Source organism: Pedobacter sp. L105 (genome assembly GCF_009765875.1).
Classification (GTDB): Bacteria; Bacteroidota; Bacteroidia; order Sphingobacteriales; family Sphingobacteriaceae; genus Pedobacter.
The window spans coordinates 1308909-1335041 of the sequence record NZ_LMUP01000004.1; the positions used below are offsets into that span (position 1 = coordinate 1308909).

At 41.2% G+C, this 26133-nt stretch carries 23 protein-coding genes; 11 read left to right on the forward strand and 12 right to left on the reverse strand.

Annotated elements, in window-relative coordinates; all coding sequences use genetic code 11:
- Positions 1 to 7 precede the first annotated feature (7 nt).
- From GSQ84_RS10810 to GSQ84_RS10835, 6 genes are all read right to left on the reverse strand, one after another.
- Complete coding sequence (locus GSQ84_RS10810; RefSeq protein ID WP_158797221.1) at positions 8 to 1009, reverse strand: 4-hydroxyproline epimerase; 1002 nt, start codon at positions 1007 to 1009, stop codon at positions 8 to 10.
- Positions 1010 to 1013: 4 nt separating this feature from the next.
- Positions 1014 to 2591 carry an aldehyde dehydrogenase (NADP(+)) gene (locus GSQ84_RS10815; RefSeq protein ID WP_158797222.1) on the reverse strand — a complete coding sequence of 526 codons (1578 nt, stop codon included), beginning with the start codon at positions 2589 to 2591 and terminating at the stop codon, positions 1014 to 1016.
- Positions 2592 to 2613: 22 nt separating this feature from the next.
- Positions 2614 to 3549, reverse strand: a complete 936-nt coding sequence (locus tag GSQ84_RS10820) for a dihydrodipicolinate synthase family protein (protein ID WP_158797223.1) — start codon at positions 3547 to 3549, stop codon at positions 2614 to 2616.
- A gap of 89 nt (positions 3550 to 3638) precedes the next feature.
- Entirely contained in the window at positions 3639 to 4997 is a 1359-nt protein-coding gene (locus GSQ84_RS10825) for an aminopeptidase P family protein (RefSeq protein WP_158797224.1), read from the reverse strand.
- A 315-nt stretch (positions 4998 to 5312) separates the two neighbouring features.
- Positions 5313 to 6707: a POT family MFS transporter gene (locus GSQ84_RS10830; protein WP_158797225.1), complete on the reverse strand. Its 1395-nt coding sequence runs from the start codon at positions 6705 to 6707 to the stop codon at positions 5313 to 5315.
- Between the two features lie 127 nt (positions 6708 to 6834).
- Positions 6835 to 7089 carry an isoleucyl-tRNA synthetase gene (locus GSQ84_RS10835; RefSeq protein ID WP_158797226.1) on the reverse strand — a complete coding sequence of 85 codons (255 nt, stop codon included), beginning with the start codon at positions 7087 to 7089 and terminating at the stop codon, positions 6835 to 6837.
- 160 nt (positions 7090 to 7249) lie between these two features.
- Between GSQ84_RS10835 and ileS the strand changes: the two genes are divergently transcribed.
- The 5 genes from ileS to GSQ84_RS10860 all read left to right on the forward strand — a co-directional run bounded on the left by ileS (position 7250) and on the right by GSQ84_RS10860 (position 12975).
- Positions 7250 to 10645, forward strand: a complete 3396-nt coding sequence (gene ileS / locus GSQ84_RS10840; protein ID WP_158797227.1) for an isoleucine--tRNA ligase — start codon at positions 7250 to 7252, stop codon at positions 10643 to 10645.
- Positions 10646 to 10651: 6 nt separating this feature from the next.
- The gene (locus tag GSQ84_RS10845) at positions 10652 to 11035 is read left to right on the forward strand and encodes a TraR/DksA C4-type zinc finger protein (RefSeq protein ID WP_174238644.1); all 384 of its coding nucleotides are present in this window, start codon (positions 10652 to 10654) and stop codon (positions 11033 to 11035) included.
- On the forward strand, positions 11035 to 11637 hold the full coding sequence (locus GSQ84_RS10850) for a lipoprotein signal peptidase (RefSeq protein ID WP_158797228.1): 603 nt from the start codon (positions 11035 to 11037) through the stop codon (positions 11635 to 11637). Before GSQ84_RS10845 ends, GSQ84_RS10850 begins: the two co-directional genes overlap by 1 nt.
- Before the next feature lie 139 nt (positions 11638 to 11776).
- Positions 11777 to 12481: an SIMPL domain-containing protein gene (locus GSQ84_RS10855; RefSeq protein ID WP_158797229.1), complete on the forward strand. Its 705-nt coding sequence runs from the start codon at positions 11777 to 11779 to the stop codon at positions 12479 to 12481.
- Between the two features lie 185 nt (positions 12482 to 12666).
- The gene (locus GSQ84_RS10860) at positions 12667 to 12975 is read left to right on the forward strand and encodes a hypothetical protein (protein WP_158797230.1); all 309 of its coding nucleotides are present in this window, start codon (positions 12667 to 12669) and stop codon (positions 12973 to 12975) included.
- Between the two features lie 77 nt (positions 12976 to 13052).
- Here the strand turns inward: GSQ84_RS10860 and serS are convergent, their stop codons facing one another.
- The gene (gene serS, locus GSQ84_RS10865; RefSeq protein ID WP_158797231.1) at positions 13053 to 14324 is read right to left on the reverse strand and encodes a serine--tRNA ligase; all 1272 of its coding nucleotides are present in this window, start codon (positions 14322 to 14324) and stop codon (positions 13053 to 13055) included.
- A 44-nt stretch (positions 14325 to 14368) separates the two neighbouring features.
- On the opposite strand from serS, the gene rsmI reads away from it, so the two are divergent.
- The 4 genes from rsmI to GSQ84_RS10885 all read left to right on the forward strand — a co-directional run bounded on the left by rsmI (position 14369) and on the right by GSQ84_RS10885 (position 18617).
- On the forward strand, positions 14369 to 15079 hold the full coding sequence (gene rsmI, locus GSQ84_RS10870) for a 16S rRNA (cytidine(1402)-2'-O)-methyltransferase (protein ID WP_158797399.1): 711 nt from the start codon (positions 14369 to 14371) through the stop codon (positions 15077 to 15079).
- 95 nt (positions 15080 to 15174) lie between these two features.
- The gene (locus GSQ84_RS10875) at positions 15175 to 15831 is read left to right on the forward strand and encodes a PH domain-containing protein (RefSeq protein WP_158797232.1); all 657 of its coding nucleotides are present in this window, start codon (positions 15175 to 15177) and stop codon (positions 15829 to 15831) included.
- A gap of 16 nt (positions 15832 to 15847) precedes the next feature.
- Positions 15848 to 17482 (forward strand): apolipoprotein N-acyltransferase, encoded by a 1635-nt coding sequence (lnt, locus tag GSQ84_RS10880; RefSeq protein WP_158797233.1) that lies wholly within the window; start codon positions 15848 to 15850, stop codon positions 17480 to 17482.
- 112 nt (positions 17483 to 17594) lie between these two features.
- Positions 17595 to 18617 carry a virulence RhuM family protein gene (locus GSQ84_RS10885; protein ID WP_158797234.1) on the forward strand — a complete coding sequence of 341 codons (1023 nt, stop codon included), beginning with the start codon at positions 17595 to 17597 and terminating at the stop codon, positions 18615 to 18617.
- Positions 18618 to 18759: 142 nt separating this feature from the next.
- Here the strand turns inward: GSQ84_RS10885 and GSQ84_RS10890 are convergent, their stop codons facing one another.
- On the reverse strand, positions 18760 to 20400 hold the full coding sequence (locus tag GSQ84_RS10890) for an NAD+ synthase (protein ID WP_158797235.1): 1641 nt from the start codon (positions 20398 to 20400) through the stop codon (positions 18760 to 18762).
- A 6-nt stretch (positions 20401 to 20406) separates the two neighbouring features.
- Positions 20407 to 21081, reverse strand: a complete 675-nt coding sequence (locus GSQ84_RS10895; protein WP_158797236.1) for a porin family protein — start codon at positions 21079 to 21081, stop codon at positions 20407 to 20409.
- 154 nt (positions 21082 to 21235) lie between these two features.
- Here GSQ84_RS10895 and gldB point away from each other — a divergent pair, with 154 nt between their 5' ends.
- A complete protein-coding gene (gene gldB, locus GSQ84_RS10900; RefSeq protein WP_158797237.1) occupies positions 21236 to 22276 on the forward strand; it encodes a gliding motility lipoprotein GldB in 1041 nt (346 codons plus the stop codon).
- Positions 22277 to 22279: 3 nt separating this feature from the next.
- Complete coding sequence (locus tag GSQ84_RS10905) at positions 22280 to 23059, forward strand: patatin-like phospholipase family protein (RefSeq protein WP_158797238.1); 780 nt, start codon at positions 22280 to 22282, stop codon at positions 23057 to 23059.
- Here GSQ84_RS10905 and GSQ84_RS10910 read toward each other — a convergent pair.
- Genes GSQ84_RS10910 through GSQ84_RS10920 form a run of 3 tightly spaced genes read right to left on the reverse strand, consistent with a single transcriptional unit; the run spans position 23056 to position 26121 of the window.
- Complete coding sequence (locus GSQ84_RS10910; RefSeq protein ID WP_158797239.1) at positions 23056 to 23778, reverse strand: 2-phosphosulfolactate phosphatase; 723 nt, start codon at positions 23776 to 23778, stop codon at positions 23056 to 23058. The genes GSQ84_RS10905 and GSQ84_RS10910 overlap by 4 nt on opposite strands.
- Before the next feature lie 18 nt (positions 23779 to 23796).
- A complete protein-coding gene (gene gcvT / locus GSQ84_RS10915) occupies positions 23797 to 24876 on the reverse strand; it encodes a glycine cleavage system aminomethyltransferase GcvT (RefSeq protein ID WP_158797240.1) in 1080 nt (359 codons plus the stop codon).
- Positions 24877 to 24918: 42 nt separating this feature from the next.
- Positions 24919 to 26121 carry a glycosyltransferase family 4 protein gene (locus tag GSQ84_RS10920; RefSeq protein ID WP_158797241.1) on the reverse strand — a complete coding sequence of 401 codons (1203 nt, stop codon included), beginning with the start codon at positions 26119 to 26121 and terminating at the stop codon, positions 24919 to 24921.
- Between the last annotated feature and the right edge of the window lie 12 nt (positions 26122 to 26133).

Sequence of the window (26133 nt, forward strand, 5' to 3'; positions counted from 1 at the left end):
CAGGCACTTATAGTACCTGGAAACCTTTTGCATATGGATCATCATCATCAATTTTGATGGTGTTATATCCATATACTTTTGCCCACCCTTCAATACTTGGGATAATAGCCTGACGCCCTTTCAAATCAACAACATCTTCTACCTTACCAGTGAAAGAACTGCCAATGATACTTTCGTGAATAAAAGAATCACCTTTTTTCAGCTTCCCTTTGGCAAACCACTGCGCCATACGTGCCGAAGTACCTGTACCGCAAGGCGAGCGGTCGATAGCTTTATCACCGTAAAACACTGCGTTTCTTGCTGTCGCCTGAGGAGATTTGGTGTCACCGGCCCAAAGGATATGTGTACAATCCTTTATCGTTGGATTTTCGGGATGTACAAAACTATAAGCTTCATTAATGCGCTTGCGGATTACCCTGCTCCAGGAGATCAGCTGATCTGCTGCGTAATGATCGATACCTTTAAAATTCTCCTGCGGGTCAACGATGGCATAGAAATTACCACCATAAGCCACATCAAAAGTTAACGTACCCAGATCAGGACATTCTACAGTTAAACCTTCTGAATCCAGGTAAGAAGCTACATTGGTTAATTTTACAGAAGAAACCTTATTGTTTTCCTGTTTATACTCAATATTCACCAATCCTGCGGGTGCTTCCATCCGTACTACTCCAGGCACTTTAGGAAGGATTAACCCTTCCTCAATAGCTATAGTAATCGTACCAATGGTTCCGTGTCCGCACATAGGCAAACAGCCACTCGTTTCAATAAACAAAACAGCAACGTCATTCTCAGGATTGTGAGGCGGATAAAGAATGCTGCCCGACATCATATCATGACCACGGGGTTCATACATCAGGCCCTGCCTGATCCAGTCGTACTCTTTTAAAAAATGCTGTCTTTTATCGCTCATGGTATCCCCAACCAGGTTAGGGCCTCCTCCGGCAACAAGTCTTACCGGGTTGCCACAGGTATGCGCATCTATGCAGAAAAATGTTTTGCTCGACATATATTTATTTTGTCATTGTATTATCTACCAGTCTCCAGATATTCAGCGGATTTCCATCCTGTAAAGCCGGAGGCAATAATTTTTTATCCCAGTTCTGCCAGGTTAGCGGGCGTACAAAACGATGTATCGCTGTGCTGCCTACGGAAGTAAAACGACTGTCGTTAGTGGCCGGGAAAGGACCTCCATGCTGCATTGAAGCACAAACCTCAACACCTGTAGGTACACCGTTTAACAAAATACGTCCGGTAATATCTTCTGCTTTCTCCAATAATGATTTATAGGTAAGCAGTTCGTTATCTTCTGCCATCACAGTAAGTGTTAACTGACCGCCCACATGTTCCAGAACAGCTTCCAGTTCAGCAGCATCTTCAGCCACTACTAGTAATGACCATGGTCCGAAAACTTCTTCTTTCAGCTTAGGGTTAGCCAAAAAAGCTTTTGCAGAAACTTCAGCTATGGTAGCTAAAGCCTGATTTTGGGCACCTTCTGCTGTTTTTGATGATTTCGCCACCAACGTTACTTCTTTTTCTTCCAGCATGCCGCCAGAAAGCGACTGGAAGTTTTTACAGATCCCCGGAGTAAGCATTGTTGAAGAAGCAATTTCTGCAACTTTTTCTGCCAGGGTTTCTTTAAACAAAGTTAATTCGGGAGAAGTGATACCCAGCAATAAACCAGGTTGTGTGCACAACTGACCTGCACTTCCGGTAATTGAAACAGCGTATTGCTCAGCGATTTTCTCTGCTCTTGCTTCCAATGCTTCCGGTAATAAGATCACTGGATTGATACTGCCCATTTCTGCAAATACAGGAATAGGTTCAGCCCTTTCATTAGCAATCTTAGTCAGCGCCATTCCTCCTTTAAACGATCCTGTAAAAGTAACCGCTTTAGTTTTTGGGTGTTTAACCAGCAACTCGCCGATCTCATATCCACTGTCAAACAACATAGAGAATACCCCTTCAGGCATTCCGGTAGCAATAGCTGCTTTTTGTATGGCCGCACCGACCAGGGCACTTGTACCCGGATGTGCAGAATGTGCTTTTACCACAACAGGACATCCTGAAGCCAGTGCCGAAGCGGTATCTCCGCCCGCCACAGAAAACGCCAGTGGAAAATTACTTGCGCCAAAAACCACTACAGGGCCCATGGCAACCAGCATTCTTCTGGTATCAGGTTTAGGCATAGGCTGTCTGTCGGGCGCCGCACTGTCAATAATAGCATCTACCCATGATCCTTCAGCTACCAGGTCGGCAAACAAATTCAGCTGACCAACGGTCCTGCCTCTTTCCCCTTGAATCCTGCCGGCTGGCAAACCGCTTTCTGCACAAGTACGCTCAATCAGTTCATCACCCAGGGCAAGAATTTCATTGGCAATGGCGCGCAAAAATGCAGCCTTACGGTCTTTATCAATATTCTTATATGCTGTAAATGCATTTACAGCATATTTTAACGCTTCATCTACATCCTTCTGCCGGGCAGGAAAAAAATCACCTTCAAGCGTTTCGCCTGTTAGTGGATTAATTGCCTTAAATGCTGCAGTGTTTGCTTCAGCATACCCGTTTCCTATTAAATTCCGTCCGTTCATTCTAATTTGTTAAATAATGTGATTAGCTCACTGTTTCCACAACACCCCAGCTGTCTGCAGGTAATGCCGGTCTTGCCGCTACGCCATCGTTAATTACTTTAAGTATCTGTTCGCGTTCTGCGCCAGTCAGTTTAAGACGTGGAGCGCGTACATGTTCTGTTCCAGTACCTGTAGCAACTTCTGCCAATTTAATATATTGTACCAATTTAGCATTAATATCAAGGTCAAGCAATGGCATGAACCAGCGGTTAATAGCAATAGCTTCATCAATTCTTCCTGCTTTTACCAAACGGAAGATGGCTACTGTTTCTTTAGGGAAGGCATCTACTAAACCAGCAACCCATCCATGGGCACCAGCCACAATACTTTCTAAAGCTAAAGGATCAACACCTGTGAAAATTTTAAAGCGATCTCCAAAACGGTTTAGCATTCTGGTTATATTACTGATATCACGTGTAGACTCTTTTACTGCTGCAATGTTTGCATATTGTTCCAGTTCTCCGAACATATCTAAAGTAACATGGATTTTATAATCTACCGGGTTATTATAGATCATGATAGGAAGAACAGTACTTTTTGCGATGGTTGCAAAATAAGTTACAGTTTCATCAGCTGAAGCATAATAACGTAACGGAGGAAGAACCATTAATCCTGAAGCACCCAGTTCTTCTGCTTTTTTAGCATGAGATAAGGCTACTTTAGTAGCTTGTTCAGCGATACTGAAAATTACAGGAACCCTTCCTGCAACAGTTTTAACCGTTTCCGCCAGTAATGCAAATTTTTCGTCTTCTGTCAATGTGCTGGCTTCACCTAGAGAACCGCCGATAACTATACCATTAACACCCGCTTCAAGTTGTGCTTCAATTCCTTTATTACAAGCAACCAGATCAAGCTCTTCTTCTGATGTAAATTTAGTCGTTACTGCAGGGAATACACCCGCCCAAAAATCTTTATTCATACACTGAGTTTTTTCTTTCAAAAATAGAGGTTGATTAAATTGAATTTTAACTGTAAATTACCGCATATCAGTTCAATTTTAACAAAACGTTAACGTTTCAAAAACGCATGTATTTCTTCAACGGTCTTAGCCAGAGGGGGTCCTAAAAGCCTGCTGCCACTATCAGTAACCAGAAAATCTTCTTCCACCCTGATGCCTCCGAAATTTTTAAACTGTTCTACCTGTGCATAATTGATAAAATCTTCATGTCTTTTTTCTGCCGACCAGGCATCGATCAGGTCTGGAACAAAGTATAATCCGGGCTCTATGGTCAGCACAAAACCTGCTTCCAGTGATCTTCCCAAACGCAGGGATTTTAACCCAAACTGGGTGCTCTTTTTCAGTTCTTCTGTATAACCTACATATTCTTCTCCCAGATTTTCCATATCATGTACATCCAGTCCCATCATATGGCCCAGGCCGCATTGAAAGAACAGTGCGTGTGCACCAGCTGCAACGGCTTCTTTAGGATCACCTTTCATCAAACCCAGGTCCTTTAACCCTATAGCCAGCTGTTCGCAGGCCAGTAGATGAACATCTTTAAATAAAATGCCTGGTTTTAAAGCTGCCGCAGCTTTTTGATGTGCATTTAATACAATGTTATATACATCCTGCTGTAATGGGGTAAAAGTTCCGCTTACGGGAAAAGTCCTGGTGAGGTCACCTGCATAATGCATATTATTTTCTGCACCGCTGTCACACAATACCATCTGGCCATTCTGAATCACATTGGCACTGGCATGATTGTGCAAAAACTGACCATTTACTGTCAGGATAACCGGGAAGGCTAAATTTCCACCGCCTGCGATGGCTACAGCCTGCAGCTGACCGGCAATATAATTTTCCGACAATCCAGCTACGCTAATCTCCATGGCCTTTTCATGCATCAGCGCACTGATGGCGACTGCTTTTTCGATCTCTGTGATCTCTACCGCAGTTTTGATAGACCTTTGTGCAACTATAGCTTTGATCAAAGGAACAGAAGGAGTGCCTGTTAATCCCCAGGCACTGAGTTTTACTGCTGCTTCGGCACGGTAAGGAGGAAGAAAATGTACCGTTCTGCCACCTCTTAAAGCACTTTCCACTTCAATTTTTGTTCTTGTAAAGGCAATTCCCGATAACTCGGCCAGATCGGCTATCGCTACCTGAGGACCTGTCCATACAATATCTTCTACTGTGGCTTCATCACCAAAAAGTATCTCCTGGTCATTGTCAATATCGATGATAAAACAAAGGTCAGGCCTGTCAATTCCCGTAAAATACAGGAAACAACTGTCCTGACGAAAGGGGTATAGATTATCCTTATAGTTCATACCACTTTCTTCATTTCCAGGAAGAATGATAATCCCCTCTCCTATAGTTGCTTTGAGTGCGTTTCTTCTTTGCTGATAAACTTCTTTTGAAAACATATATTATTATTTTTATCCTGCCGTCAATGTTAAAACTTCGCGACGAACGGAGGTTACAGATTTTTCCCAATCGGGAGACCCAAGTTAGCCATATAATCTCAGTAAATAAGTAACATTTTAACCTATAATGACAGCATATTGCCCCATAGAGCACTTTAACGGGACAATAAAGTGCTGAAACAGATAAAACATAAGATATTACTATACCTGCAAAGATTAGTTTAGAATCAGCTTAATGCCAACTCCTATGTGCGTATAATTATAAAACCATTATATATTTTTTACGATACGTTAGCCTTCGGATAAAAGGCCTGATCAGGCAGTGAGATAACTTTGCTCCTTAATTCTTGGAGAAACAATCAGATAGATCAAAATTACAGCCACCAGCAAGCCAATAAAAAACCAGTAATAGGTTGCTCCGCTCAGGGAAGCAAAGAAGCCATGATTGGAAATGCTGTGGTTGATGAGTGCTGTAAAAACATTGCCAATGGCAATGGTCAGTAACCAGATAGCGCCCATGGTACTTTTCATAGAAGCAGGAGCCTGCGTATAGGCATACTCCAGGCAAGTGATAGACACCATTACTTCCGCTGCAGCGAGAAAGAAATAGGCAAATACCTGCCACCAGATGGTGGGATGCGATCCATGATCCACGCCTGTTTGTACCAGTGCAATCACCACAAAAGTAAAAGCCATTACCACTAATCCGCCGCCTATACGACGTAAAGGAGTAGTTTTTATGCCTATCCGCTCAAAGAAAGGATAGATCAGGTAATTAAATACAGGAATGAGCAGTAACAAAAAGAAAGGGTTTACAGTTTGTATCTGTTGCGGCAGCAGTTCATAACCGAAAATATGACGGTCCAGCTTACCGGCCTGTAACACCCATTCCGATAAGTTCTGATCCCACATAGACCAAAAAATAGGGATAAAACTAAATACTCCGATCACACGGTACGCTGCTTTAATATCTTCTACTTTTTGAGGATTAAACTTCTGCTTGGCTACATCCAGCAGCGATTCCCCTTTTTTCTTCTCGTAAAAATGACTGAGTGCATAGACCGAGATAAAAACAAAATTATCCTTTTTAACCCCTGTAGGAGGAACACGAACATAAGTATTACGCCCTAAAACAAAAATCACCGTAGCGATGGCCATCAGTACCCCCGGGATACCAAATGCCCATTTGGGACCGTAAACCGAATAAATAATAGGGATAAGCAGTGTAGATAAGGCAGATCCGGCATTAATGCTGAAATAGAACCAGCCATAAACCTTCGACAGCAGATGGCTATTCTCTGCCGTGAACTGGTCGCCCACATTAGCCGAAACACAGGATTTAATTCCTCCTGCACCTACGGCAATCAGGATCAGCCCGAACCTGAAGATATCCAGCTGCGTATCATACAGGGACAACAACAAATGCCCGATACAATAAACAATAGAAATCCAGAGGATCACTTTATACTTTCCAAAAAACCAATCGGCCATTATTGCACCCAAAAAAGGCACGGCATAGGCCAATGAAACAAAAAAATGGGTCGCTTCATTCGCCTTTGCTTCTGCAACACCCTGCATAGCAGGATTAAGCGAAGGATTAAAGAACTGCAGAACAAGAAAAGTAGTAAGTATAGAACGCATACCGTAGAAGCTGAAACGTTCAGCAGCTTCGTTAGCGATAATATAAGGTAAACTCTTAGGATAGGCCATACCTGTAAATTTGATCTTTAAATCAATATAAAGGTGTACTATTCTTAATTTAAACTAGCAAAATATTACCCAAATGCAATTTTAACCTGGTAAACGGATGTTGATTGAACATTCGGAAGCATTAAAACTAATTTTCTACTTCAGCACGTTCTTCGATAGGGACTTCGGGATCAAGCTCTATACACCCTTCTTTATCTTTTCTTGAAAACAGGATTGGATAAAGAAAAAGAAGGCCTCCCAGCATCAGCAATAGCCCTGAAGCTTCAAGGACATATTTACTGTCATGCATCTTCTTTTCGCTCATGATAATATAAACCACCAGCGCAATGACGCCCAGAATAATAGAAAGTAATGCTTTCTGAAGTTTAAGTACTTTGATCATGGCCGGGAGATTAAAACGTTAATTTTATATTCCTCAAAGATAATGAACAAAAATCAAATCAGTTTAAGTTTTTAGCCGCCAATGTATTTCGTGACATAACTACCATTTTTCATTCTTATTGCGTAACTTTGCATCCTTATTTTTTTAAGATACTGGATTGATGTATAGGGAATTTAAACAATTAGAACTACCTAAAATAGGTAAAGAGATACTAGAGTTTTGGAAAGCGGAAAACATCTTTGAAAAAAGCATTTCTACCCGGTCAAAATCTAACCCTTTTACTTTTTATGAAGGCCCGCCTTCAGCTAACGGCATGCCTGGTATTCACCACGTTATGGCCCGTGCGATAAAAGATATTTTCTGTCGTTATAAAACCCTTAAAGGTTTCCAGGTAAAACGTAAAGGAGGATGGGATACCCATGGGTTACCTATCGAATTAGCGGTAGAAAAAAAATTAGGCATTACCAAAATTGACATCGGCACCAGGATCACCGTTGAAGAATATAACGCGGCCTGCCGTGAAGAAGTAATGCGTTATACCGATATCTGGAACGATCTGACAGAAAAAATGGGTTATTGGGTAGATCTGGAGAAACCTTATATCACCTACGAAAACGAATATATAGAGTCTCTTTGGTGGATCTTAAAGACCTTCTACGATAAAGGTCTTTTGTATAAAGGATATACCATACAGCCTTATTCTCCTGCCGCAGGAACAGGGTTAAGCTCTCATGAGCTAAACCAGCCGGGCACCTATAAGATGCTGAAAGATACTTCTATCACTGCACAGTTTTTCCTTAAAAAGGATCAGCAGCATGCTTTAATGCCGGTATTGTTTGAAAACGATACCGAGGATACCGCTATTATCGCCTGGACCACTACTCCATGGACATTGCCTTCAAACAGTGCCCTGGCTGTTGGTGAAAAAATAGCCTATGTAAAAGTTAAAACTTTCAACCCTTATACTTTCCTTCCTGTAAATGTAGTGCTGGCGAAAGACCTGGTGGGTAAACATTTTAAAAAAGATGCAGAGAACCTTTCTTTTGAAGATTTTAAGGAAACCGATAAGTTAATCCCCTGGACAATCACCGCTGAGTTTACAGGTAAAGACCTGGTAGGCCTTCGTTATCACCAGCTAATGGATTACGTTACAACTCCTGAACTACAGGAAAAAGCATTCCGCGTGATTCCTGCGGATTATGTAACAACAGAAGACGGAACAGGTATCGTACATATTGCCGGTGCTTTTGGAGCAGACGATTTCCGGGTTGCCAAAGAAAATGGCGTGCCCTCTGTCATGCTTAAAGATGAGCAGGGAAATGAAGTTCCACTGGTAAACAAACAAGGTAAATTTGTAGATGAAGTAACAGACTTTGCCGGCCGTTATGTAAAAGAAGAATACTACAGTGATGAAGAGCGTAAAGCGGCAGATTTCAAATCAACCGATGTATTGCTCGCCATCAAACTGAAGGAAGACAACAAAGCATTCGACGTTAAGAAATACGAACACAGTTATCCGCATTGCTGGAGAACTGATAAACCAATCTTATACTACCCTCTGGACAGCTGGTTTATCAAAACCACTGCGGTAAAAGAAAAGATGGTAGCCTTGAACAAAACCATCAACTGGAAACCTGAAGCTACAGGAACCGGCCGTTTTGGAAACTGGCTGGAAAACCTGGTGGACTGGAATTTATCCCGTTCAAGGTATTGGGGAACGCCGCTACCTATCTGGAGAACAGAAGATGGCACGGAAGAGAAATGTATCGGCTCTATCGCAGAACTGAATGCAGAGATCAAAAAATCTGTTGAAACAGGTTTTATGGATGCCGCTTTTGAACTGAAAGATATGCACCGCCCTTTTGTGGATGATGTGATCTTAGTTTCTTCTAACGGAGAAAAGATGACACGTGAACTTGACCTGATCGACGTTTGGTTTGACAGTGGTGCCATGCCTTATGCACAATGGCATTTCCCTTTTGAAAATAAAGAAGAATTTGAAAACGCTTATCCGGCAGATTTTATCGCTGAGGGAGTAGATCAAACTCGCGGATGGTTCTTTACCCTGCATGCCATTGCGGTAATGCTGAGTGAGACCAGCGATGAGATCAAAGCGATCAATGAGCGTATCGGCAATAAAGGTATCGCTTATAAAAATGTCGTATCCAATGGTTTGGTGCTGGATAAAAATGGCAACAAGATGTCTAAACGTTTAGGCAATGGCGTTGACCCATTCCATACAATTGACACTTATAGCGCTGATGCAACCAGATGGTACATGATCAGTAATGCTTCTCCGTGGGATAACCTTAAATTTAATACCGAAGGCCTTGATGAAGTAAGACGCAAGTTCTTTGGAACACTGTATAATACCTATGCGTTTTTTGCTTTATATGCCAACATTGATAAATTTGAGATCGATGAAAACAATGAAACACCTGTTCAGGACCGCAGTGAATTAGACCGCTGGATCTTATCCCTGTTGCAAACTCTGATCAATGAGGTTGACGAAAGTTACAATACCTACGAGCCGACTAAAGCAGCAAGGGCTATACAATCGTTCGTAGATGAACACTTGAGTAACTGGTATATCCGCTTGTCCCGCCGCCGTTTCTGGAAAGGTGAAATGACTGCCGATAAAAAAGCGGCTTATGAAACACTGTATACCTGTTTGATGAGTGTGTCTCAGTTAATGTCGCCTATTGCACCATTTTTTGCAGACTGGCTGTACCTTAATTTGACAGTGAACAAACCGGCAAAGGCAGAACAATCGGTGCATTTGAGCTTATGGACCGAGGGTGATGTATCCTTAATTGATACTGAACTGAACGAACGTATGCACCTGGCACAGGACATCTCTTCGATGGTATTATCGCTGAGGAAGAAATCCAGCATCAATGTGCGCCAGCCATTGGCAAAAATCCTGATCCCGGTACTCGATAAGGCCTTTGAAAGCAGAATAGAGCTGGTTAAAGAAATTATTTTGTCGGAAACAAACATTAAAAATATTGAGTATATTACGGACACTGCAGGCTTTATCAAGAAAAAGATAAAACCTAATTTTAAGGCCCTCGGACCAAAGGTTGGAAAGGACATGAAACTGGTTGCAGAAAGCATCAGCAGCATGGATCAGGAGGCTTTAAGCAGGTTTGAAGCGGAAGGAACCTACCAGGTACCGGGTACTGCTTATGAGGTCTCATTGGAAGATGTAGAGATCATTGCAGAAGACATCCCCGGATGGCAGGTAACCAACCTGGGCAACCTGACGGTGGCGCTGGACGTAACGATCACAGCAGAACTGAAAGAAGAAGGTTTGTCGAGGGAATTGATTAACAGAATTCAGAACTTAAGAAAGGAACTGAATTTTGAAGTGACTGACCGCATTACGGTGAGTTTACAAAATGATAATTTGATCAGCGCAGCTGTAGCCCGGAATAAAGCCTACATTTGCGCAGAAATTTTAGCCGACGAGATTAATCTGGTGGCTGATTTAGAGAATGGAAACAAGATCGTGATCGATGAAGTTGAACTACAGATTTTGATTGCAAAACAATAATTAATTATGGAAAACCCTATAAAAACACGTTACTCAGACAATGAGCTTCAGGAATTCAAAGACCTGATCCAGGACAAACTTCGTATGGCAAGGGAAGAGTTTCTTTCTTTAACAAATTCATTAAGCAGTCCTAATTCCAATGGAACTGAAGATACTTCGGGCACTTATAAAACGCTTGAAGACGGATCGGCTACCATGGAGAAAGAACAATTAAACCAACTGGCAGCACGTCAGAAAAAATTTATTGACAACTTAGAAGCTGCGCTGGTACGCATTGAAAATAAAACGTATGGTATTTGCCGTGAAACAGGTAAACTGATCCAAAAAGAACGTCTGCGTGCAGTACCGCATGCTACGTTAAGCATGGAAGCTAAATTGAAGCAGGCATAATGAAAGGCTATACTAAACCTTTACTGGTGATTTTCCTGGTGCTGCTTGCCGATCAGGCTTTGAAGACCTGGATTAAAGCAAACATGTATATCGGCCAGGAATTCAAAATCATTGGTAATTGGTTCATTATACATTTTACAGAAAACAATGGTATGGCCTTCGGAATGGAGTTTGGCGGTGAATTTGGAAAGCTGGCTTTATCGCTATTCAGAATTGCCGCGGTAGCCGGTATCGGCTACGGATTACATTACCTGATTAAACATAAGTACCACAGGGGGCTAATCCTCAATGTAGCATTGATCTTTGCCGGGGCATTGGGTAATATTATTGACTCTGTGATCTACGGCAAAATATATCATTATGAAGGATTGTTTCACGGAAGGGTAGTAGACATGTTTTACTTCCCTATCATGGAAGGCATATTTCCCAAATGGGTTCCGATATGGGGCGGAGAAGATTATATTTTCTTCAGACCGGTATTTAACGTTGCGGATGCTGCTATATCCGTAGGCGTGATCGCTATCCTGATCTTTCAGAAAAGCTATTTCAAAGAAGAAGTAGTAGAAGAGATCGGACCCAATAACGAAGTAATAGAAGATTAAAATTAATACTCAAAAAGATTAGGGCGCCTGCAAATCTGCAGGCGCTTTTTTTATGTCAGTTAAATTCTCTTTACCTTCCCGTATGGAAACGGTATGATTTTTACATCTATTCTGTAATTACACACAAATAAAAACAATTATGAAACATCTATTAACTCTTGCCTTTGTTGCCTTTTTCAGCATTGGCGTGATGGCACAACAAGCAGACCTGCGTAAAAAAATAACCGTTAGCGGAACTGCAGAAGCAGAAGTAACCCCTGATATTATCTATATCAGCATTTCACTGAAAGAATATCTTAAAGATGGCAACAGTAAGAAAAAAGTAGAGATCCGTGAGTTGGAGAACCAATTGTATAGCGCAATACAAGATGCAGGCATTCCTAAAGAAGACCTGACGATCAGTAATTTATCCGGCTATAATACCGCAGCAGAAAAAAAGAAAAATCCTGATTTCCTGGCCAGCAAACAATACCGCTTAAAAGTGAATGATCTCAACAAATGGAATGCAATTGAGGAAGCTATCGACGCTAAGGGAATAGCTTATACCAACATCGACAGCTATGACTATTCAAAAATTGAAAGCTTAAAAAAAGAACTGAAAATTAAGGCGTTGCTGGCCGCTAAAGCAAAAGCTACTTATTTAGTTGAAGCCCTGGGAGGTCAACTGGGTAGTGTAATTGATATACAGGAACAAAATAACGAATCTTTTCCTCAGCCTATGTACCGTACCAATATGCTGATGGCAAAAACTGCAGGCATTGCAATAAGTGCTCCATCCCCTGAGATAGACTTCAAAAAAATCAAACTGAGCTACGTAATGAACACAGTGTTTGAAATCAAATAACGACCACTAGAATAGACGATTTTTTAGATTTTGTATGTTTATTAAAGCGATTAAAAAACATTAAGTCTGATAATCGCCGAAAAATCAATTGTAAAACAGGAATTATAAACCTACCAATAGTTTTGGTAGGTTTTTTGTTATTTACACTCAAATTACACATCATTAAAAATCAAATCAAAAGCGCTATGAAAAAATTAATCTACTCCTTCGCCTTAATCTTTATGTTAGGTCTTAGTGTCAATACAGTTTCTGCTGCTACGACTAAAGAAAAAGTTGAAATGACTGCTGAGCAAAAAGCTGAACTTCAAAAAATCACTAACCGTGTTGAAGAAATCAGAGCAATGGACAAATCTCATTTATCAAGAACTGAGAAAAGAGAATTGCGTAAAGAATTGAAAGAAATGAAACAACATGCCCGTGCAATGGGTGGTGGTATCTATCTTTCTGTTGGTGCAATCATCATCATTATCCTATTACTGATCCTGATTTTATAATCAGCAGATCATTCCAAATAAAAAAAGCTTCTCCTTAAACTGGAGAAGCTTTTTTTGTATCTGATCAGGTTAATGGATTAATCAATCCTGTCAAATCCTGTATAAGGGATTAATACTTCAGGAATCCGAATGCCATCAGCACTCTGGTAGTTCTCCAGAATAGCCGCCACGATACGTGGTAAAGCTAAAGCGCTTCCGTTTAAGGTATGCGCCAACTGTGTTTTTCCTGTTGCACCTTTATATCTTAATTTCAAACGGTTTGTCTGGTAAGCTTCGAAATTAGATACTGAAGATACTTCCAGCCAGCGTTGCTGTGCAGCACTCCATACTTCCATATCATACGTCATGGCGGAAGTAAAGCCCATATCGCCACCGCATAAACGCAATACGCGGTAATGTAAGCCAAGGTCCTGCAATAATGATTGTACATAAGTACTCATATCTTCCAGCACGGCATAAGATGTATCCGGATGTACCACCTGTACCAATTCTACTTTATCAAACTGGTGCAAACGGTTTAACCCGCGCACATGCGCACCATATGAACCTGCCTCACGACGGAAACATGGTGTATAAGCCGTATTTTTGATGGGTAATTCCTCTTCCTTCAGGATCACATCGCGGTAAAGATTGGTCACCGGTACCTCAGCTGTTGGGATCAGGTACAGGTTATCTACTGTAGAATGGTACATCTGCCCTTCTTTATCCGGCAGCTGACCTGTCCCGAAACCTGAAGCTTCGTTCACCATTAGCGGCACCTGCATTTCCCGGTATCCGGCAGCAGTAGCACGGTCCAGGAAGAAGTTAATCAGCGCGCGCTGTAAACGTGCGCCCTTACCTTTATAAACAGGGAATCCGGCACCGGTAATTTTAGTTCCCAGTTCAAAATCTATAATATCATATTTAGCAGTTAGTTCCCAGTGCGGTTTTGCATCTGCATGCAATTCTGCAGGACTGCCATGCAAATAAGTCACTTCGTTTTCTTCAGGAGTAATCCCTGCAGGCACCAGCTCTCCCGGTAAATTTGGTAATTGTACCAATGCCTGATGTAAGTGTAATTCTACTACAGCCAGCTGATCAGATAAGGTTTTCATCTGTTCTTTGTTAGTGGCAGTTTGTGTTTTAGCCGCTTCAGCTTCTTCTTTTTTACCATTGCGCATCAATTCGCCCACGAGTTTGGCGTTGGCATTGGCAATAGCCGATAGATTATCCAGCGAAGTTTGAGTCTGTCTGCGTTCTTCATCAAATTTGATAATTTCATCCACCAGTTCAGGCTGTTTAAAATTACGGACACTTAAGCGTTCTAAAACTTTCTCTCTATTTTCACGGATATAGTTAACTTGCAGCATTATTTAATTTTTTTAACAAATATAACAAGAGTTTGGAGAATAATATGGGCGGTAAACTATTTCTGGTTCCTACACCTATCGGAAACCTGGAGGACATGACCTTCAGGGCAGTTCGTATACTGAAAGAAGCCGATGTGATCCTGGCTGAAGATACCCGCACAAGTGCCCCTTTATTAAAGCATTTCGGCATAGAGAAAAAAGCCTATTCGCATCACCAGCACAATGAGCATCAGGCTACTTCAGAGATTGTTAAGTTCCTGAAGGAAGGGAAAAATGTAGCCCTGATTTCTGATGCAGGGACGCCTGCGATCTCAGACCCAGGCTTTTTCCTGGTTAGGGAAGTGTTGAAACATGACCTGCCTGTAGAATGCCTTCCCGGCGCTACAGCCTTTGTACCGGCACTCGTTAATTCTGGTCTGCCTACGGACGCTTTTGTATTTGAAGGCTTTTTACCCGTAAAAAAAGGACGGCAAACCCGTCTGAAAAAGCTGGCCGATGAAGAAAGAACGATTGTACTCTACGAAAGCCCGCACCGTTTATTGAAGACCTTAGAGGAATTTGCCCAGTTTTTTGGCGAAGAAAGGCAGGCGTCAGTAAGTCGTGAACTGACCAAACTCTATGAGGAAACCGTAAGAGGTACTTTAACAGAAATAAAATCACATTTTGAAAACAATATATTAAAGGGCGAATTCGTAATTTGTGTTGCCGGTAAAGAGGAAACCAAAAAGGAAAAACGCACTTACGAGAAGGATTAGCTTTCATCTGTAAGCAGTTGATCTTCAACTCTGCTGAAACTTGCAAAGTTGCCCTATTACCCGGTAAAGGTTTTGATTACATTAATTATAAAAGGATGATATTGATAGATAGATTTTTAAGCGATGAGCAGGATCCTAAAGCTGTAGAAAAAGTTTTGGGTAAACTAAATGATATGCTAACCACCAATGAGGAGCTGATTTATCTGGCTGTACAAAAAAAACCTGCCGTTAATCTCCTCCCTGATTGTATTGCGGTGAGCAACAAACGCATTTTTTATTGTGAGCCTGCCAACTTTGGCATCACGATGAATTTTAAAGACATTTCCTGGAAAAGCATCAAGGAGATCTCCTTTAAGGAAGAACTGTTTGGTTCTAAGTTTATCTGCGTACCGCAGCACGGTGAAAATATTATTACTGAATATATTCCAAAGGTACAAGCGCGCAAATTATACCAGGCAGCCTACGAGCAGCTGGAAGGGTACAAAGAGCAACTGAGACAAGATGAGCTGGAAGATAAAAGGGCGCAGCAACAGCCTGTAGCTACAGCTACCATCGAAATCCCGGTTGAGGAAATCAAAGCTGAAGAAATTCCTGCCGCACCAGTTTACATCCCTCCTGCCCCGGCACCCCTTGAAGAACAGGAAGATGAAACCACGCTTAAATTAAGAAAGCTAAAAACGCTCTACGATAAACAGCTGATTACCCAGGACGAGTACGAGGCAAAAAAAGCCGATATATTAGATAGTTTCTAGTTCCACAACCCCTTAGATGAAATTTAAACACCCCCTGCTACTTGCCTTATTAAGTGCATTCCTGTTATGGCTGGCCTGGCCTCCACATATTATTACAGCCCCAATCTTACTGATCGGCCTTGTTCCTTTGTTCATTGCACTGGACGAGATCATCCTGAAGGGAGAAAAGAAAACCGGCAAAAAGGTATTTCTGACTTCAGGCTTAACGTTCCTGGTTTGGAATACAGCCTGTATCTATTGGGTATACAACGCAATCAGTGCTTTCAATAGTCCAGTTGTCGCATTTTTAATATCCCTTATCCCCTACGGACTAGGTGCTTTGTTAATGACTTTCGCTTTCTGGCTGCATTATAGGTTTAAGTTATTTACCCGAAGTAAAGGCCTTTCTTACCTCGCATTGGTAAGTTTTTGGGTTGGAATGGAATATTTACACGCTACCTGGGACCTGGCGTTCCCCTGGATGAGTTTGGGCAATGGTTTGGCCGGAATGCATCAGCTGGCGCAATGGTATGAAGTTACCGGCGTATATGGCGGTTCTGTATGGATCATGGTTAGCAATATCCTTGCTTTTGAAGCTTACAAAAGCTACCGGTCAAAAACAGGATACCCAAAGATCAGGCCTGCACTGGCCTGGTTGTTATTTCTCATTATCCCGACAGGTATTTCCCTGATCAAGTATTATGGATATACCGAAAAAGTGATGCCGGTTAATGTAGTTGTGGTACAGCCTAATATCGATCCCTATGAAAAGATGGGCGGTATCTCTACCATGAACCAGTTAAAAACACTGACAAAATTATCCGATTCCGTAGCACAACCCAATACAGAGTATTTTATCTGGCCTGAAACAGCTATACCCAGTTATGCGACTGAAGAAAGTGTACGTACCACCCCTGAGTTTATGGATGTGCAGAGCTTCCTGAACAAATACAAAAATGGCTCAGTGATCACCGGTATCGAAAGTTTAAAGTGGTACAATGAGAAACTCACACTTTCAGCCAAGTATGACGAAAACAGTAAAATGTACTATGACAATTTCAACTCTGCGATGCAGGTAGAGAATTCGGCCAACGTACAATTCTATCATAAATCAAAACTGGTTCCAGGCGTAGAAAAGATGCCTTTTCCGAGAGCCTTATCTTTCCTCGCTCCGGTATTTTCCGGTTTAGGAGGAACAGTTTCTGGCTGGGGATGGCAGGATCATCCCGGCGTTTTTTATTCTCAAAACGGTGTTGGTGTAGCTCCTGTGATCTGTTACGAATCCTTGTGGGGCGGCTGGATTGGCGAGTCGGTAAAGAATGGCGCTCAGTTTATCGCAATCATCACCAATGATGGCTGGTGGGGAAATACTACCGGTAAAGACCAGCATTTTTTATACGCTAAACTACGTGCGATAGAAACCAGAAGATGGGTAGTAAGATCTGCCAATACAGGTATCTCTGGTTTTATCAATGAACGTGGAGATATCATCAAAAGATCAACCTGGTGGACACGTGACGCCTTGAAAATGGATATTAACCTGAATGATCAGTTAACAACTTATGTAAAGGGAGGTGATCTTATTGCTCAGTTGTTGAGCATTGTAGGAATTGCATTAGCATTACTGATTCCGTATAAAACTTTCATCAAAAAGAAAACAATTAAGAATTAAAATTCATTATAAAATTTATTTTTTAATTTAAAAGATAATACATAGATTTGAAACGTGTTGCCTTAGAGGTTCACTAGAATTATTTAGCAGATAATCCGAGATTAAATCAGTAATGGAAAACGACAATTCACAACAATATTCAGACATCATATTTTATAGTTCACCAAAAGGAAATGTAAAAATACAAGTTATTTTTAATGATGAGACTTTCTGGCTCACTCAAAAAAGAATGAGTGAACTATATGGCTGTTCTGTCGATAATATTTCCTTGCATCTTAAAAGAATATTTGCCGAGGGTGAATTAGATCAAAATTCAGTTATCGAGGAATCCTCGACAACTGCCAGTGACGGCAAAAATTATAAAACAAAGTTCTATAGTTTAGATGCGATTATAGCTGTTGGCTATCGGGTAAACAGCTTTCAAGCTACCCAATTCCGCATTTGGGCAACAAAATTACTTCGTGAATTTATCATCAAAGGTTTTGTACTTGATGATGAGCGTTTAAAACAAGGAAAGAAGTTTGGCAAAGATTACTTTGATGAACTCTTACAGCGTATTCGTGAGATCCGCGCCAGTGAACGTAGATTTTACTTAAAAATAACTGATATATACGAACAGTGCAGCATTGACTATCTAAAGGATGCCGAAATTACTCAGACATTCTTCAAAACAGTTCAGAACAAATTACATTACGCAATATCAGGCAAAACAGCAGCACAGATCATTGCTGAAAGAGCAGATGCTACCCAGCCAAATATGGGATTGCAAACGTTTAAAAATGCACCAGATGGCAAGATATTAAAAGGTGATATCGGTACTGCGAAAAACTACCTGATAGAAAAAGAGATTAAAGATCTGGAACGAATTGTAAGTATGTATTTAGACTATGCAGAGAACCAGGCTGCACGGCAGATTCCTATGAAAATGGAAAACTGGATTCAAAAGTTAGATGCTTTTTTACAATTTAACGAATACCAGGTATTAAAAGATGCAGGAAAAATAAAACATGATGTAGCCTTACAGCTGGCTGAAAAAGAATATGATAAATTCCGCATCATACAAGACAACAGTTTTGAAAGTGATTTCGAGAGAGAATTGACTAAAATTTCAGGAACTAATAAAAATGAAAGGTAAGCACCCTGCTGGTGGAAAAACCTGAGAATTTCTCTTAGAAAAGGATATACCTCTTTTCTGACATTGGCCCTTCCTTCAAAGGGGCGCAGTCAGAAAAGAGGTATATCCTTTTCCAGGCTGGATGATCTTTAGAAAAAAAAATCTAAGCCAGGTACTTTCCAACAATCGGCATCCTGCGTCCCATACCAAAAGCTTTTGGAGAAACACGAAGAATTGGAGGAGTCTGGTAACGTTTAAACTCAGCCGCATTTACCATTTTGATAATCCTGCGAACCAAAGTTTCTTCATAACCCAGGGCAATAATATCCCTTGAACTTTTCTTCAGCTCAATAAACTGATATAAGATAGCATCCAGCGTATCATAATCAGGCAGGGAATCAGAATCCTTCTGACCAGGTCTTAGCTCCGCAGAAGGCGGCTTAACGATCGTATTTTCAGGAATAACCTCGCCATCCTTATTGATATAATGTGCTAGTTCATAGATCTGTGTTTTATATACATCTCCAATCACGCCTATCGCCCCGCACATATCTCCATATAAAGTTCCATAACCTACAGCACATTCACTCTTATTAGACGTATTCAGCAGAATATAGCCAAACTTATTGGACATCGCCATAACAACGATCCCACGGGTTCTTGCCTGGATATTCTCCTCCGTCAGGTTAAAAGCAAGACCATTAAAAGCATTCGCCAGCATACTATCAAAAGCATCGGCTGCTTCCTTAATCGCTATGATTTCATGTTTACAGCCAAAATTTTCTACCAGGTCCATGGCATCCTTAATGGAATGGTCTGAAGAATATTTTGAAGGCATTAATACCGCCATTACATTCTCCGGGCCAAGGGCACGGCAGGCCAGTGCACATACAATAGCAGAATCTATACCGCCAGATAAACCCAGCACTGCTTTTGAAAAACCTGATTTACTGAAATAATCTTTGATTCCCATCACCAGTGCATCATGGATTTGCTCAATATCAGGCACTATAACATGCTCGATTGGAGAATAACCTTCAATATTGCGTCCGGTTAACGTATACGTCCTTAAATGCTCCTTAAAATAAGGCATTTCATCCAGGAGGTTACCCTGCTGATCAAATACCATAGAACCGCCATCAAAGATGATCTCTGTCTGTGCACCTATCTGGTTTACATACAAGAGTGGAAGCTTGTATTTTTTAGCATTCCCGGACAACACGGCCAAACGTTCGTCATCATGCTGATAAGAAAACGGAGAAGCTGCAATATTGATCATCACATCAGGTTCCTGAGTGATCAGCACATCCATAGGATTGGAAACATATAACGGATTATTATTGATATTCCACAGATCCTCACAGATTGTTAATGCGATACGGGTGCCTTTAAAATCTATACACTCAAACTGGGTAGCCGGCTCGAAATAACGGTATTCGTCGAAAACATCGTAATTGGGCAGCAGAGCCTTTCTGATAACTGCCTTTACCTGTCCTTCTTCTATAAAATAAGCCCCGTTGTACAGGTCTTTACCTGCAATGAAATCATTTCTGACCGGCAGACCAATGATACAGGCAATGCCCATACAATGTTCAGCGATCTGTACAGCGGCTTCTTCGCAAAGCGAAATAAACTCATCAAATTCCAGAAAATCGCGCGGAGGATATCCGCAAACTGCCAGCTCGGCAAAAACAACCAGGTCGGCCCCTTCGGCTTTTGCCAGTGCAATATGTTCTATGATCTTTTTTGTATTACTTTCAAAATTCCCAATATGGTAATTGAGTTGCGCTAATGATATCTTCATGTCCTGTTAAAAGAAAACCCCGAAATTTATGGCTATATAATGATTACGTACGCTACTGTTAGAGTTACTGGAAATATTAGTGAACCCGTTATTATACGTTAATCCTGTAGTGACACTGGTACTTCTTGCCACATCGTATTCCAGTCCGCCGCCAATAATTAAACCAGCGCGGTAAAAATTAATATTTTTAGTGACGTGTGCATCCTGTACAATACTTTTCTCATTAACCGAAACGTCTTCCTTTGCACTGGTTAGGAAGCCATTGGAAAGACCAAACTGACCGTACCATTTGATCAGCCCAATTTTCTCTGTCTTTAGTTTTAAGGTTAATGGAATCTCTATGTACTGCAACATATACTTCAAATCATAGGGTGTAGGATTTGGATAAGTAACCGCATCATAAAAAGGACTTGGATTAATTTCAGTACTTTTTCCATTAATTGTAGTAATGCTCAGTCCCGTAGAAAAACTATAATTTCTGGTAAAATTGAAATCTGCCATTAAACCATAGGAAAATCCCAAATTAGCTCCATTGCTGGTACCGCTTTCCGGTTTTACCCAGCCTATAGTTGGATTAGCCATTAAGCCTAATCTAAAGCCATAATCAGGTCCCGCCCCAAATTGTGCAAAGGCTGTAGTAGTTAAAATGGAAAGTAGCAGTCCTATATATAATTTTTTCATAAGTATTCGATTGATATAAGTAATCCGTGTTTTACTGTTTGTCGGCCGGCTTTCGGCGGTAAAAGGTTGTGAAGCTTGCACCAGTTGAGTATTACTTTTTGTAAGTTACAAACTGATATAGGTTTCATCCCTGATCTGTTTATATTTGCTGTTAATGACCTATAACGTAAAACATTCCCAAATTTATCTAATTTTTCTGTGTGTACTTACATTTATTTCCTGCAAGCAGGGGAATAAGCCCAATGTAGACAACATCCAGGTAGATATAAAAATTGAACGGTTTGACAAGGATCTATTTGCAGGAAAGCATAAAAGCATTCCCGAAACAGATCTTTTTCTTCAAAAAAAATATCCTTATTTCTATGGCGATTATATCCACAGAATGGTGGGCGATCAAACTTATAACGGACCGCAGATCCTGGCTACTTTATATAAAGATCAGGCCTATTCGGACTTAAACCATGATGCTGATAGCGTGTTCCGGGATATGCGTTCCATAGAAAAAGATCTTAGCCAAACCTTTAAGTATATCAAATACTACTATCCGGAGGTTAAAGTACCTCAGTTCATCGCCTTTGTTTCTGGTTTTTCGGTCCAGATGCCTATTGGAGATAACTATATGGGCATAGGACTGGATATGTTCTTGGGAAAAAACAGCAGGTTTTACAGGGCCATTGTGGAAAGCGTACCCTTGTATCTGTCCAGAAGGTTTACACCTCAGTATATTGTTCCAAGAGTAACCGAAACATTTGCCAGGGAACAACTGTTCCCTCAAAAAGATGATAACCATTCACTGCTTTCAAAAATGGTAGAAAACGGAAAGATCCTGTACTTCATGGATAAAGTATTAGATGATAAACTACCGGATTCTATAAAAATAGGATATACTGATAAACAGCTCACCTGGTGTAAAACTTTTGAAGGAGACATCTGGGCATATTTTATGGAGAACAACCTGCTTTTTGAAACCGACTACCAGAAAATACAGATGTACCTGACGGAAGCTCCCTTCACTCCCGGTATAGGGCTAAAAAATGAATCGGCCCCCAAGCTTGGCGTTTGGATAGGCTGGCAGATGGTGAGAAAATACATGGCCGAAAATCCAAAGGTTACCCTGCAGGAACTAATGGCAGAACAGGATGCACAAAAGATACTGAGTGGCGCAAAATATAAACCCAAAACCAATAATAAGTAAGTTATGGCGAAAGTAGGAATTGTACTGTCTGGTGGTGGGATCAGGGGAATTGCACATTTGGGTGTGCTAAAAGCACTCATTAATGCCGGAATAAAATTCAGCCACATTAGCGGAACAAGCGCCGGCTCTATTGTAGGTGCCTTTTATGCCGCAGGAATAGATCCCGAAGAAGCCTTGGAGATCTTTATCAAAACAAGTTTACTGCGCTTTATACGTCCTGCTGTCGGTTCCCTCGGATTAATTGGTATTGAACACACTTCACAGTTACTGAAAAATTACTTTCCTGATGACAGGATAGAGGCTTTAAAAATTCCGCTAACTATTGCTGTGACCAACTTCAGCGAAGGCAAACTCGAATATTTTACCCAGGGTCCACTAATTAAAGCTATCCAGGCCTCCTGTTGCCTTCCCGGGATATTCAGGCCGATTATGATTGGCGATCAGATGTATATGGACGGAGGAATACTGAATAACTTTCCTGTGGAGCCGCTGTTAAAAGACTGTGATTTTATTATTGGTTCTGCCTGTAACCATTTGAAACCTATCAAAAGCATTCCGAGCATTGGTTCACTGGTTAACAGGGCTACCTTGATGACCACCAATAAGGATATGGAACAAAAAGCTGCTTTCTGTGATGTATTGATTGAACCTCATGGTATGGGAGAGATCAGTACTTTCGATATGAAAAAAGCAGAAACGATCTATTGGCTGGCCTACGAAGAAACGCTGAAAACCATTAAACACAACGAGAAAATAACGAAGTTGCTGACAGAACAGTCTTAAAGATCTTTTTTTAAAGCCACGAGTTCATCTCCTTCCAGCACAGGGATAGCCGTGCAGACATTTAGCTGTAAACAGAAAACAATATCTTCTTCAATATTCAGGGCTTCCATACGTTTGCTATGAGAAGATTTACCTACATAAGCTCTCAGGTCATCTTTAGCCAATGCGTATAAATCCTGTGCTGCAACACCTGCATCATCGAATTCAGTAAAGCTGGAATGTATTTCCCTGATCACCGCACCAGCAAAGATCGTATCCTCCAGGTTGGGCTGATCTTTCCATCCTGCGCATAACAGCAATACATCTTTTTCCTGTGCACTTAACCAATCGCACAGCGACTGCAAGTTCAGAAAAGAACCGATCACTACCTGGCTTGCCCTGCTTCTGGCCAGATGCAAAGCTTTGGTACCATTAGTAGTGGTGAGCACTACTGTTTTGTCTTTAACCTTTTCGGCAGTATAAGAAAATGGGGAATTGCCGAAATCATATCCTTCGACTACTTCCCCATTTCGTTCAGCTGCCAGTAAATAACCACAACCTGCATAAGCCAGGCAGTCTTCTACCTGTGCTACAGGGATAATTGCCTTTGCCCCGTTATCTATTCCATAAACGATAGATGAAGTTGCCCTCAAAATATCAATCACCACTACAATGCTATCTTCAATAGCATACAAATCAATCAGCGCGGGACTTAAACAAACTTCTATCTTTCTTGGCATATCAGGGGACGCGGCAGGTTATTTATAAAAAGGGAATTTTACTACTTTGGCTTTAATGTTATTGTTACGGATACTGATATAGATATCAGCTCCTTCTTTGGCATTTTCTTTGGCTACGTAACCCATTCCAATGGCCTTCTGTAAAGAAGGCGATTGTGTACCTGAAGTTACTTTTCCAATTACATTTCCTGCTTCATCAACGATCTCATAATCATGACGCGGAATACCACGGTCTATCATTTCAAAACCGATCAGTCTGCGTTTCACACCGGCTTCCTTTTCAGCAAGCAAAGCAGCAGAATTGGTAAATGTTTTGGTGAATTTGGTAACCCAGCCTAAACCGGCTTCTATTGGTGACGTAGTATCATCAATATCATTTCCATATAAACAGAAACCCATTTCCAAACGTAAAGTATCCCTTGCGCCTAAACCAATAGGTTTGATATTAAAAGGTGCTCCTGCTTCAAAGATGGCATCCCAAACTTTAGCAGCATGTTCATTGTCGCAATAGATCTCAAAACCTCCTGCACCGGTATAACCTGTAGCAGAAACTATAACATTTTCTACACCGGCAAAGGTGCCTTTGGTAAAAGTATAATACTCCATAGAGGCCAGATCGATATCTGTTAAGCCTTGCAGTGCTTCAGCAGCTTTTGGCCCCTGAACAGCTAACAATGAAGTTTTATCAGAGATATTATGCATTTCAACATCTTGGGTATTGAATTTCTGTATCCAGTTCCAGTCTTTCTCTATGTTGGAAGCATTTACTACCAGCATATAGCTTTTTTCATCGATGCGGTAAACCAGTAAATCATCTACAATACCGCCATCTTCGTTAGGAAGATAAGCATATTGAACTTTACCATCATATAATTTTGAAGCATCATTACTGATCACACGTTGGATCAGGTCCAGTGCATTTTCACCTTTAAGAATAAATTCTCCCATATGGCTCACATCAAAAACGCCTACGGCTTTTCTGACGGTGGCATGTTCTGCATTGATGCCTTCGTACTGAACGGGCATATTGTATCCTGCAAATGGAACCATTTTGGCTCCCAATGAAATGTGTTTATCTGTTAGTGCGGTATTCTTCATTTGCTGTTGCTCTTAAAAATTGTGAGCAAAAGTACATAAATATTATCCATTTACTAATCGGTGATACACATTCAGCATGCGTTTCGAAATGGATAGCAGATCATGGTCGCGCTCAACCGTTTTACGTGCATTCTCTCCTATTTCCCTCCAGCGGTTAGGATGGGTGACACACTGCAGGATACAGCGGTAAAACTCATCTGCTGTATCAGCAATCAGGATATCTTTCCCGTTTTCATAGTTAAGTCCTTCAGCTGCGTAAGTGGTAGCAATCACACATTTTTTCATGGCCATTCCCTCCAGGATCTTTACCCGCATACCGCTCCCGGAAAGTAAGGGTACAATCATAATGGCCTTGGAATTCATAAACTCAACGGCATCAACCACCTCCCCTTCTACCACCAGGTTATCAGAATCATAATCGTAAAAGTGCTGCTGCATACTTTTACCGGCGATGTAAAACCGGAGTTCACTGTTTAATTTTTCTATATCAGGCCAGATCTCATCGATAAACCATTCCAGTCCTTCTTTATTTGGCCTCCAGTCCATCGCCCCAATGTGGAATAGTGTAGGGAAACTTGTTTTTTTGGTATCAATCACATACTTTTCGAAATCCAGCGCTACAGGAAAAACATCCAGACAGGTTTCACATCCAAAATGAAGGATATTCTGACGATCGGGCTCACTGATAGCAAAGATCTGGTGGAAGCGGTTCAGCTGATCTGTTTCATAAACCTTTAACCTGCGCGCCAGGAACTGAAGATACCTGCGCCTGGGTGTAAAGCGCTCAGAAGCCGCCAGGCGTTCCCATACATCAAAAACTATATTATGTGCGCGGTAAATCAGTTTGGCTTCACTGTTACGTTTAATGACTTCCAGGTAAGGGACAACAAACAATCCTTCAAACTGAATAATGTCAAATTCACTTTCATGAAGAATATTTTCGAGCATTTCTGCCGCCCGGCTATCATAAAAGCGGGAAACATTATAAGACTCGTTAGAGAAGATATTGAAAAAAGCGCCCCATAAATTAACCTCTGTATCTATATCAAAAGAGTAAAATTTGATACGTTCAAAAACGGGATCATAAATATCATCTACGTCTACACGGTGCCTGTGGGTGTTAATACTGAACAAAGTAATATCTACACCCAAATTTAGCAGTCCTTTTATTGTGTTATAAACTACAATAGGATAGCCGCTGTTGGGTGGAAAGGGAACACGGTTGCTGAGTATTAACGCTTTCAATAAGGTGAAAAT